General features: G+C 67.0%; 2 protein-coding genes. Both read left to right on the top strand.

Features of this window, described 5'->3' with window-relative positions; all coding sequences use genetic code 11:
* The first annotated feature begins 50 nt into the window (after nt 1-50).
* Nucleotides 51-10292, top strand: a complete 10242-nt coding sequence (locus tag KVG96_RS10120; RefSeq protein WP_217891901.1) for a non-ribosomal peptide synthetase — start codon at nt 51-53, stop codon at nt 10290-10292.
* Between the two features lie 36 nt (nt 10293-10328).
* Entirely contained in the window at nt 10329-12836 is a 2508-nt protein-coding gene (locus tag KVG96_RS10115) for a methyltransferase domain-containing protein (protein ID WP_225927238.1), read from the top strand.
* The last annotated feature ends 30 nt before the right edge of the window (nt 12837-12866 follow it).

Here is a 12866-nt window from a genome sequence, read left to right as displayed (position 1 = left end):
CCGATGCACCGCAAACGCCCTGCACAAGAAACCAGATGAGAGTGTGAGTCATGTCGTCAGATCAATTCAGTACCTCCTTCGCTCAACAGCGTTTGTGGTTTCTTGAGCAATATGAGCCGGGCACTGGCCTGTACAACATACCGGCGGCCTGCCGGATCGAGGGCCCTCTGCGCCTCGACGCGCTCGAACACAGCCTCAATGCGGTCATCGCACGCCACGAGGCATTGCGCACCCGTTTTGACATGGCCGACGACCTGCCGGTGCAGGTCATCGAACACCACGCACCGCTGCAGATCGCGTGCATCGACCTGCAAGCGTTGCATGACCGGCACCTCACGCTGCAGCAGTACATCGATGAAGAAGCGGCCAGGCCCTTCGACCTGGCCCAGGCCCCGCTGATCCGCGCCAGCGCGATCAGGGTCGGCCCCCAGGAGCACATCCTGCTGCTGACCCTGCACCACATCGTCTCCGACGGATGGTCCATGACGCTGCTGCTCAATGAGTTGAGCGCGCTCTACAACGCGCAGGTGCGCGGCGACGATCCCGTCCTGCCGGAACTCGAGGTGCACTACGCCGACTACGCCCACTGGCAACGGGACTGGCTGCAGGGCGAAACGCTCCAGACCCAGCTGGACTACTGGGCAAGCCGGCTCGAAGGGGCGCCGGGCGTGCTGGAGCTGCCGAGCGACCGTCCCCGCCCCCCTCGCCTGGACCACGCCGGCGAGCGGGTGCATTTCGAACTGCCCCGCGACCTGACGGAACGCCTCCAGCAGCTCAGCCAGCGCCACCAGGCGACCCTGTTCGCCACGCTGCTCTGTGCGTTCAACAGCCTGCTGTTCCGCTTGAGCAATCAGGCCGACATCAGCGTCGGTTATCCGGTCGCCAACCGCAACGACGCGCAGACACAGGCGCTGATCGGCTTCTTCGTCAACACCCTGGTGTTCCGCAGCCAGGTCGGTGCCGGGCAACCCTTCGCCGACTACCTGAAACAGGCCCAATCGCGCCTGCTCGATGCCGACGAGCATCAGGACGTGCCCTTCGAGCGGCTGGTGGAAGCCTTGAGCCCTACCCGCGAGCTCAACCACTCGCCGCTGTTCCAGGTGATGTTCTCCTTCTTCAACCAGGACGTCGCCCAGGCGCTGACGCTCGACGCCACCACCGCGAGCGTGCTGCCCCAAAACAGCCGCTTCGCCAAGTTCGACCTGTCGCTGGAAATGCACATGCGCGACGGCGAGCTGGGCGGCTTCTTCGAATACCGCACCGCGTTGTACGACCGGGACAGCATCGAGCGCCTGTGCGGCTACCTGCACGTCTTGCTGGCGTCCATCGTCGCCGATCCGGGCCGCCCCATCGGCGACCTGGAGCTGTTGCCGCCGGCGGAGCGCCTGTCCCGGCTGGCGCCGTTGCCCGACGCCGGTTTCGCCCTGTCGGCCGAGCGCTGCGTACACGACCTGTTCCTCGATCAGGCTCGGCTGACACCCGACGCCACGGCCATCGTCTGCGCCGGGCGGCAGGTGAGCTATCGCCAGCTCGAACAGCAGGCCCAAGCCATCGCCGCGCACCTGCTGGACCTGGGCGCCGGGCCGGACAGTTGCGTGGCCGTGTGCCTGGACCGCTCCATCGGCATGGTGGCGGCCTTGCTCGGCACCTGGATGGCCGGGGCCGCCTACGTTCCTATGGATCCGGCCTACCCGCACGCCCGATTGCTGCACATGCTCCAGGACTCGCAGGCGCCCGTCTTGCTGACCGAGCGCCAATACGCCGAGGCCTTCGCCGGGCACGCGCCCGCCGTCGTGACGCTGGAGGACCTCGAACCGGACCGGGCCGCCGTCGTCACCCGTCCTCCCGTCGCCGCCCTGAACACCGCTTACGTGATCTACACCTCGGGCTCCACCGGTCTGCCCAAAGGCGTTCAGGTGCCCCATCGCGCGGTGGTCAATTTCCTCCGTTCGATGACGGAGAAGCCCGGCATCGGCGCGACGGACCGCTTACTGGCGGTGACCTCCATTTCATTCGATATCAGCGTCCTGGAACTGTTCTTGCCGCTGGTGAGCGGCGCCAGCATCGTTCTGGCCGAGCGCGAGGCGGCGGCTGACGGGCATGCGCTGATCAAGCTGGCCATGGCCCATGACGCGACGGTCATCCAGGCCACGCCCTCGACCTACTGGCTGATGCTCGAAGCCGGCTGGCCAAGCACGCTCAAGCTCAAGGCCCTGTGCGGCGGCGAGGCCCTGGCGCCGGAGCTGGCGGACAAACTGCTGCAACGCACCGAGTCGCTGTGGAACATGTACGGGCCGACCGAAACCACCATCTGGTCGGCGGTCGGCCGGGTGACCTCGACCCACTGCCCCATCGGCGAACCGATCGCCAACACGGTGCTGCGCGTGCTCGATGGAAGCGGCCACCTGTGCGCCATCGGCAGCCCGGGCGAACTGCACATCGGTGGCGAGGGGGTCAGCCGCGGCTACCTGAACCGCGCCGAACTGACCGCTCAGAAGTTCGTCCCCGATCCGTACGCCAGCGAGCCGGGCGCACGGCTGTATAAGACCGGCGACCTGGTTCGCTGGCTGGCCAACGGTGAAATCGAGTTCCTCGGGCGGATCGACAACCAGGTCAAGGTGCGCGGTTTCCGCATCGAGCTGGGGGAAATCGAGCAGCAACTCGATCGCCACCCCGCCGTGCTCCAGGCCGTGGTCGCCGTCCGCGAAGACCTGCCTGGCGAGCGGCAGATCGTCGCCTACCTGCGGCTTGCCGAGAACCACGCGCTGGAACCGGCGACCATGCGCCAGCACCTGGGGCTGACCTTGCCCGGCTACATGATCCCCAACCATTTCGTGGTGCTCGAACAACTGCCGTTGACCCCCAACGGCAAGATCGACCGCAAGCGCCTGCCCGCACCGGAGCCGGTCGCCCGGACGGCACCCGGCCAGCCGCCCGCCACGCCCCTGGAAAAGGCCATCGCCGACATCTGGCAACAGGTCCTCAAGCGGCAGGACGTCGCCGTCACCGACAACTTCTTCGAGTTGGGCGGCCACTCGCTGCTCGCGACCCAGGTCATCTCCCGGATGCGCAAGCACCTGAAGATCGACATCCCGGTGCGCAGCCTGTTCGAAACGCCGACCATCGCCCAACTGGTCGACAACCTCGACGCACAGACGGGCCGAGAAAGCCCGCCGATCCTCGCCTACACGCTGCCGCAAACGCTTCAGCCGCTGTCCTTCGCCCAGGAGCGCCTGTTCTTCCTCAGCCATTTCGAACCCGACAGCGCGGCCTACAACATCGCGCTGGCCCTGGAACTGAACGGCCCGCTGGACGTAGCGGTGCTGCAGCGCTGTCTCGATACGCTCATTGAGCGCCACGCCAGCCTGCGCACCACGTTCATCCTCGACGAGAACGGCAAGGCCCAGGCGCAGGTCCAGCCGGTCGCTCCCGCCGCGCTGGCCTGCCTAGATCTGCGCGGCCATGGGCAACCGCTCGAGCAGGCCCGCCGCCTGGCAGAGGCCGAGGCCCGGCAACTGTTCTCGCTCGAACAAGGGCCGTTGCTGCGCACCACCCTGCTGCAGCTCGGCGAGCAACGGCATGCCTTGCTGTTCACCTTGCATCACATCGTCGGCGACGGCTGGTCCATCGCCCTGCTGGCCCGCGAAGTCATGGCCCTGTACCGGGCCTTCGCCCAGGGCCTGCCCTGCCCGCTGCCGGCGCTGGAGATCCAGTACAGCGACTACGCCTTCTGGCAGCGCCAGTGGCAGGCCCCCATCGAGTTCGAGTCCCAGACCGCCTTCTGGCGCGAGCACCTGGCCAACGCCCCCACCACCCTGGAGCTGCCCACCGACCGCGTGCGTCCGGCGATCCAGACCTACCGCGGGCAGGTAATCCAGCGGTCGCTGGACGCGCCGTTGTCCGGGCAGATCGACGCCTTGGGCCAGCGGCACGGCGCCACGCCGTTCATGACCCTGCTGGCCCTGTTCAACCTGCTGCTTGCCCGCTACAGCGGCCAGCACGACATCGTCGTCGGCACCCCCATCGCCAACCGCACCCGGACAGAGGTCGAGCCGTTGATCGGCCTGTTCGTCAACACCCTGGCCCTGCGCACCCGGCTGGAAGGCAACCCGAGCTTCAGCGCGTTGCTCGAACAGGTCCGCCAGACCACCCTCGGCGCCTACGCCAACCAGGATCTGCCGTTCGAGAAGGTCGTCGAGGCCCTGGAACTGCCTCGGGACATGAGCCGCTCGCCGTTGTTCCAGGTGATGTTCGTGCTGCAGAACGCGCCGACCGAGGCGTTCACCCTGCCGGGCCTTGAGATCGCGCAGCTGGCGGTCGAGGCGACCACCGCCAAGTTCGACCTGACGCTGGAGCTGACGCCATCGGACCAGGGCTACCGGATGCGCTGGGAATACAACCGCGATCTCTTCGACGCCGCGACCGTGGAACGCATGGCAAGCCACTTCGAGACGCTGGCCCGTTCGGCCATGGCGGCGCCGGACCAGCCGCTGCGGCGGATCGCGATGATCACCGAGGCGGACAAACAGCAACTGCTCCACGGCTGGAACGCGACGCAGCAGGCATTCCGCCCGCTGCCGGTGCACAGTCTGTTCACGGAAATGGCCGAGCGTTGCGCCGACCTGCCGGCGGCGGTCTTCGGCGACGAATCACTGAGCTACCGCCAACTGGAAGCGCGTTCCAACCAGTTCGCCCGCTACCTGCAACGCGCCGGTGTGGTGCCTGACACCCTGGTGGGCATTTGCCTGGAGCGCTCGCTGCACGTTCCGGTCGCGATTCTCGGCATCCTCAAGGCCGGCGCCGTGTGCGTGCCCATGGACCCAAGCTATCCGACCGAGCGCCTGCGCTTCATGGCCCAGGATGCCCGGGCCGACCTGATCGTCACCCTCACCAGCCTGCTCCCCCGCGTCGAAGGCTGCTGCGAAACCCTGGTCTGCATGGACCGCTGCGACGACGCCTGGAACGAGTCACCGGTCAATCCGAGCCAGCCGCAACACCTGCTGAGCCTGTGCTACGTGATCTACACCTCGGGTTCGACCGGCCAGCCCAAGGGCGCCGCGCTGACCCACGAGATGCTGACCAACCTGGTGCAATGGCAACTCACCGAATCGCAACTGGGCCAGGGCGACAACACGCTGCAATTCTCGCCGCTGAGCTTCGACGTCAGCTTCGACGAGTTCTTTTCCACCTGGGCCAGCGGCGGCACGCTGGTGATGGTCAGTGAAGAAACCCGCAAGGATCCGGTGCTGCTGCTCGAACTCATCGAACGGCAACGCATCGCCCGCCTGTTCATCCCGTTCGTGGCCTTGCAGGGGATCGCCGACGCCGCCGCCGACCTCGATCAGCTGGCTTGCCTTCGGGAGATTGTCTGCGGCGGCGAGCAATTGCAGGTCACCCAGGAAGTCGTCGAGCTGTTCCAGAAACTGCCCGCAGCCTTGCTGCACAACCAGTACGGCCCCACCGAGTCGCATTTCGTCACCGGCTACCGCCTCACCGGCGACCCGACGCAGTGGCCGGCGTTGCCGCCGATCGGCAAACCGCTGTTCAACTCACAAATGTATGTGCTCGACGCCGACCTGGAGCCTGTGCCCGTGGGTGTGCGCGGTGACCTCTACATCGCCGGCATCCACCTGGCGCGCTGCTACTGGGAGCGCACGGACATCACCGCCGAACGCTTCATCCCCAACCCCCACAGCCCGGTGCCGGGCGCGCGGATGTACAAGACCGGCGACGTCGCACGCTATCTGCCGGACGGCAGCATCGAGTACCTGGGACGCTCCGACCACCAGGTCAAGATCCGCGGTTTCCGCATCGAGCTGGCCGAAGTGGAACAGGCCCTGATGACCCTCGAGGGCGTGGCCGCCGCAGCGGCGACGGTCAGGGAGGATCGTCCGGGCCTGAAGAAACTGGTGGGTTATCTGGTCGCCAAGGGTGGCGATACGCTGGACCTCGGCGCGATCCGGGAGCAGCTCAAGCAACGCCTGCCGGACTACATGGTGCCCAGCGCCTTCGTCTGCCTCGACACGTTGCCGCTGACCCCCAGCGGCAAAGTCGACAAGCGCTCCTTGCCGCGCCCCCAAAACGATGCGCTGGAAGACGACCACGTCGCCCCGCGCAACGACGGCGAGCGCCAACTGGCGCAGATCTGGGCCGATGTCCTCAACCTGCCGCGGGTCGGTGTCACCGATGACTTCTTCGCCCTCGGCGGACACTCGCTGCTGGCGACCCAAGTGGTGTCGCGCATCCGCCGGCAACTGCAAGTGGACCTGGCCCTGCGCACGCTGTTCGAGGCCCCGACCATCGAACAACTGCTGCCGCGGCTGGGCCAAAGCCCGGCGGCCAGCGGCCAGCCGATCCGCGCGGCCAACGCCGGCCCCGGCGCGAGGAGCGCATCTTTCGCGCAAGAACGCCTGTTCTTCCTGAACCGGCTCGAGCGCTCCAGCGCCGCCTACAACATCGCACTAGCCCTGGAACTCAACGGAGCGCTGGACCGGACGTTGCTGCAAAGCTGCCTGACCGAGCTGACCGCGCGTCACGAACCGCTGCGCACCACCTTTGCCCTCGACAGCGACGGACAGGTGCTGGCGAAGGTTCATCCGGCCGTCCCCGCCGCGCTGACCTGCCTCGATCTGCGCGGCCATGGGCAACCGCTCGAACAGGCCCGCCATCTGGCCGAGGCCGAGGCGGGGCAACTGTTCTCGCTCGAACAAGGGCCGTTGCTGCGCACCACCCTGCTGCAGCTCGGCGAGCAACGGCATGTCTTGCTGTTCACCCTGCACCACATCATCAGCGACGGCTGGTCCATCGCCGTGCTCAGCCGCGAGGTCATGGCGCTCTATCAGGCCCTCGCCCAAGGACAGCCGGCGTCCTTGCCGCCGCTGGAGATCCAGTACGCCGACTACGCCGCCTGGCAGCGCCAGTGGCAGGCGCCCCGCGTGTTCACGGCGCAGGCGGACTATTGGCGCGCACAGCTGGCCCACGCCCCCGCCAGCCTGGAGCTGCCGACCGACCGGCCGCGTCCGGCGCTCCAGACCTACCGCGGGCAGGCGCTCAGCCTGTCGCTGGGCCGTCAGCTGTCCGGGCAGATCGACACCTTGGGTCAGCGGCACGGCGCCACGCCGTTCATGACCCTGCTGGCCCTGTTCAACCTGCTGCTTGCCCGCTACAGCGGCCAGCACGACATCGTCGTCGGCACCCCCATCGCCAACCGCACCCGGGCAGAGGTCGAGCCGTTGATCGGCCTGTTCGTCAACACCCTGGCCCTGCGCACCCGGCTGGAAGGCAACCCGAGTTTCAGCGCGTTGCTCGAACAGGTTCGCCAGACCACCCTCGGCGCCTACGCCAACCAGGATCTGCCCTTCGAGAAGGTCGTCGAGGCCCTGGAGCTGCCTCGGGACATGAGCCGCCCGCCGTTGTTCCAGGTGCTGTTCGTGCTGCAGAACACCGTCCCGCAGGCCCTGCAATTGCCCGGCGTGGACGTCGCACCGTTCGACATCGGGACGACGACCGCCAAGTTCGACCTGAGCCTGGAACTGACGCCATCGGATCAGGGCTACCAGATGCGCTGGGAATACAACCGCGACCTCTTCGACGCCGCGACCGTGAAACGCATGGCCAGCCATTTGATCAACCTGGCCGGCGCGGCGGTGGACGATCCGGGACAGGCGATCGCCGATTTCCCGTTGCTGTCTGCGGCGCAAAGGCACGAGACGCTCGTGCAGTGGAACGCCACCGAAGTGCGTTACGAGCCCGTGGCCGCGTTGCATCAGTTGTTCGAGCGCCAGGTCGAGCGCACGCCCGATGCAATTGCGCTCACCTTCGAAACCCGGTCGCTCAGCTACCGGCAGCTCAACGAGCGGGCCAACCAGCTGGCCCGCTACCTGATCGACCAGGGCGTGAAAAACGATGACCTGGTCGCGGTGCATGCCCACAGAAGCCTGGAAATGACCATCGGCTTGCTGGGCATCCTCAAGGCCGGCGCCGCCTACGTGCCGGTCGAACCGGACTACCCCGACGAGCGGGTCGCCTACATGCTGGCCGATGCGGCGCCGGTGATGGTCCTGACCCAGCAGGCCTTGCAGGCGTGCGCGCCGCTGCGTGCCTACCGGCATGTGTGCCTGGACGCAGACGCCGCGCACCTGGCCGACCTGCCGCGCAGCAATCCGCAACGAACGGTCGATCCGCTGGGCCTGGCCTACTGCATCTATACCTCCGGCTCCACCGGCAAGCCGAAAGGCTCGCTGAACACCCATCAGGCGATCATCAACCGCATTCAGTGGATGCAGGCCCAGTACCCGCTGGACGCTGCGGACAAGGTTCTGCAAAAGACGCCGTTCTCGTTCGATGTCTCGGTCTGGGAATTCTTCTGGCCGCTGAGCGTCGGTGCCCGACTGCTGGTGGCCCGCCCCGACGGGCACAAGGATCCACGCTACCTCGAAGCGTTCATCGAACGGCATGGGGTGACCACGGCGCACTTCGTGCCTTCGATGCTCAGTGCCTACATCGCGTATACCCAGGCCGGCCATTGCCGCTCGCTGCGAAGGGTCTTCAGCAGTGGCGAGGCCTTGTCCACGGCGGTGCAGAATGACTTCTTCGCGCGCTTTGCGGCGACCGCGCTGCACAACCTGTACGGGCCGACCGAGGCAGCGATCGACGTCACCTTCTGGCCATGCAGCCCCGACGAAAGCCGCCATGCCGTGCCGATCGGCCGGCCTGTGGCCAATACCCGCACCTACCTGCTCGATGCCCGTCTGCAACCGGTGCCCGTCGGCGTGACCGGCGACCTGTACATCGCCGGCGTGCAGCTCTCGCGCGGCTACCTCAACCGGCCGGAACTGACCGCTGAACGATTCATTCCCGACCCTTACGGCGCACCGGGCAGCCGCATGTACCTGACCGGCGACAAGGCCCGTTACCTCGCCAGCGGCGATATCGAATACCTCGGCCGCAACGACCAGCAGATCAAACTGCGCGGCATGCGGATCGAGCTGGGCGAAATCGAAATGCAGCTGTGCGCGCACCCGCTCGTCAGCCAGGCCGTGGTCGGCGTGCAAACCCACGCTGGCGACGTTTGCGGCCTCACCGCTCACCTGGTGTGCGTCGCCGGCGCGCAGCCGAGCGCCGCCGAACTGCGGGACTTCCTGTCGCGCTCCCTGCCTGGCCACATGGCGGACATGAGCTTCAGCTTTCTTGAGCGACTGCCGCTGCTGCACAACGGCAAGGTCGACCGGCAAGCGCTGTCCGCCCTGGCGGGCACGCCCCGGCAGAGCGATCCGGCGACGCAGGCGCCGGCCACGGCACTTGAAAAGAGCGTGGCGCACATCTGGAAATCGACCCTCAAGCTCGACGCGATCGGCCTGAACGACAACTTCTTCGAGAAAGGCGGCCATTCGCTGCTGGCCATGAAGATGGTCGACCAGGTCAACCGGGAACTCGGCCTCGCCGCCGAGGTGCGCCAGGTGTTCGAGTCGGCGGACCTGGGGGCCTTTGTCCGCAAGATCAGCCAGGGCGATGCCGAACGCAGCTCGACTCGCATGCAGCTCAGGGAGGGCGGGAGCAAGCACCTGTTCCTGGTGCATGCCGTGGGCGGAACCGTGTCGCCCTACGTCCGGCTGGCGCACCTGTTGCCCGACGACTTCAACGTGCATGCGTTCCAGTCCGCCGGGCTCGAAGAAGGCACCTCGCCCGGCGACAGCATCGAGGCGCTGGCCGCGGCCTACATCGAACAGATGCGCCGGGTGCAGCCGACCGGGCCGTACTACCTGGGCGGTTGGTCGATGGGCGGTGTGATCGCCTTCGAAATGGCTCGCCAGCTCGAAACGCACGACCAGCCCGTGCGCCGGCTGCTGCTGATCGACGCGCCTGCCCCAGGCCTGGCGTCGCCGACCCTGGCGTGGCCGCTGGGCGCCTACCTGGTGGATCTGGCCCGTTCGCTGTCGGTGGACCTGCCCTTCTCGGCCGAGCGCCTGAGCCAGCTCATGGCGCAACCGGACCGGGACGCGGCGACCGTCGCGGCGGCCCGCCGCACCGGCCTGATCCCGGACAGCCTGGACGACGCCCAGCTGGAGCGTCGCCTGGCGGTCTTCGCGGCCAACCAACAGGCGCTGAGCGCCTATGCCCCCCGGAACGGGGTCAACAGCCCCGTGAGCCTTCTGCACACCCAGGACAACGCGGCCAGCGAGGCGCATTGGCGCCGATGGTGCGGACAGTCGTTCGCCGGTCAGGCGCTGCAGGCCGACCACTACAGCATTCTCGAGGCCGCCACCCCCTGCATCTACAAGCTGCTCGGATAAAAAAAATGATCAAGATCGGTTCGATAAGGAGTGTCCATGACCAACTTCAACAATGATGCCTATCTCCAGGCAAAAGCAGCCGAGCCACAGCAGCCTTGCGACCTGCGTGCAAACCCGGCCCATTCGGGCGGCCTGTTCATGGAGGCGCCTCACAGCGAGCTCTGGAGCCGCAACTTCGGCGCGCCCGTCACCGGCCTCTGCCTCACGGCGGATGCCGCGTTGCTTGCCGTCGCTTGCCGCAACCGCACCCTCACGGTGCTGACCCGCGATTGCCGACCGTGCTGGTCGCAGCATTTCGCGGATGAACTCACGTGCGTGGCGATCAGCGCCACGCCTTGCGTCGCGGCGGGTACGCAAAGGGCGTCAGACGGCAGCGGTACGGTCAGCGTCTTCGATGCCGACGGCCAAGCGCTGTTCAGCGTCCCCCTGGCGTCGGCGCCCTACGACATCAGCCTTTCGGCCGACGGCGAACGACTGGTCGTCCTCTGCCAAGACCAGACACAACACATCGTCACCCGCAGCGCCAGCGGCTACGAGCTCCGGCAGGCCGAGGCCCGCCATCTTGAGCCGGCCGCTTCGTCGGCGGCTTCGAGCCACAGCGCCAGCCTGCTGAAGATCCGGGAGCGCCTGCTCAGCGTGCTGGATCAGGACGCCGGGATCGTGGCGCTGCACGAGCTGCCGTGCACGGCGGTCAAATGCGCGGTGTCCCACACCGGCCTTGCGGGCATCGTCGCCCTGGAAGACGGCTCGGCCCTGCTGCTTGAAGGCGACGGCCTGCGGCAATGCGAAGCCACCGCCGTGGTGGCCGCACCAGGCATCTCCAGCGTCGCGGTCTCTGCGGGCGGCACGGCCGTCATCGGTTCGCCCGACGGCACCCTTCGCCTGCTCAATCGCCAAGGCAAACCGCTCTGGGCCTGCCGGGCCGGCGGTGAGGTCTGGGCCGCCGGCATTTCGCAAGACGGCTCGTTCGTCGTTTCAGGCTGCACCGACGGCACGGTCAAGCTGCTGGTCAACCATGCCCACGACAGCTTCAACCAGCACATCGACCTGCTGCAGATGAACGCAGAACAGCTGGCCGACGAGGCCGAACAGCGCGACGCGGCCGAGGCGCTGCTCGCCCAGCTCGGGCAGACGGGGCTGATCGAATATGCCGTGGACTGGTTGAACGGCGGATCGCTGCGACTGAGCCAGGCCGACCGGGAGGCGCTGGCGATCAAACTGCTGGCCGAGGATGTCCGCCTGTTCCCCGGCCACTGCACCAGCCATTTCCTGTTGGCGCAGGCCTACCAGAAGCGTCAGGAGTGGCATCTGGCGGCGCGGCACTTCACCTGGGCGGGCCAGGATGACCGGATGAAGCTCAAGAGCTTCACCCTGGCCGGCGAGAGCTTCCTCATGGCCGGCCATCATTTCGCCGCGAAATCGGCCTTCCGCCGCGCCCGCGAACTGACCGTCAGCGAAGAAGCCAAGAAAACCCTCTACACATTGGGGCGCATCCATCAGGAGCAGGGATCCTTCGCCGAGGCCCAGAAATACTACGAAGTGGTGTTTACCCTCAGCCCCGACTACCTCGACGCCGACGCCCGGCTGCAGCACCTGCGCCGCCAGGGCGCGCAACCTGACGGCCTGCGCCCAAGCGACGACAAGGACTGGTACGCCAGCCTGATCCTGGAACTGCTCGACCCCGCCGCGCAACGCGGCTTTACCCCAGGGACCGCACGGGCCACCCAACTGGCGGGCGTTGCCGAACAGCGCGGACGGCTGCTCTCGGTGATCGCCGAATTCGCGCTGGACAAGGCCGACAAGGCCGCCGATGCCGCACTGGACTACGACGTGGCGGCCTACATGCGCTACGACTGCTCCGTGCCCGAGGACGAAGCCAAGAAATCCCTCGAGCTGGTCAACATGCTCGATTGCCTCAAGCATTACGGCCCGTTCCGCAGGAGCCTGGACATCGGTGCCGCGACCGGCCGCTACCCGACCTTGCTGGCCCGGCAAGGCATCCAGGCCTTTGGCGTCGACCTGGAACCCAGGGCGGTCGAGTATGCCCGGCAGAAGACCGGCGGCGCGCTCAATCCGGACTTCCACCAGGGCGACGCCAGGGCGCTGCCGTTCGAAAGCACTCAGTTCGACCTCATCACCTGCATGATGGGCACGGCGGCGCACTTCCCAAGGCAAGACTTCTCCAGGGTCATGTCGGAAATCCATCGCTGCCTGGTGCCGGGCGGGTTCTGCGTGATCTCGACCTGGGACATCGAGTGCCCGCACCTGACCTACCTTTCGATCTACTCCCACGAGCAGAAGGAACTGATGCGACAGAACGCCATCAGCCGTGGCGAGGCCAGTGAGATCGCCCGGGCGCAGGGCTTCGCGGTCGAGGAAATCCGTCCGCTGGGCCTGCTCCCCGAATCGCTGGGCTACGAGCTCGACCTGCAGCAGGACGGGCCCGCCAGGATCCGCAACCTGCTGGACATGGATCTTGCGCTGAAGGCCAAATTCCCGAGCCTGCACGGCCAGATGTACATGTTGATCATCCGCAAGACCTAAGCCGCCCGGCCAATCGGAAAAACGCTAGCT

Origin of the sequence: Pseudomonas ekonensis, from assembly GCF_019145435.1 — a bacterium.
Lineage (GTDB): Bacteria > Pseudomonadota > Gammaproteobacteria > Pseudomonadales > Pseudomonadaceae > Aquipseudomonas > Aquipseudomonas ekonensis.
This window is presented reverse-complemented; position numbering and strand designations above follow the sequence as displayed.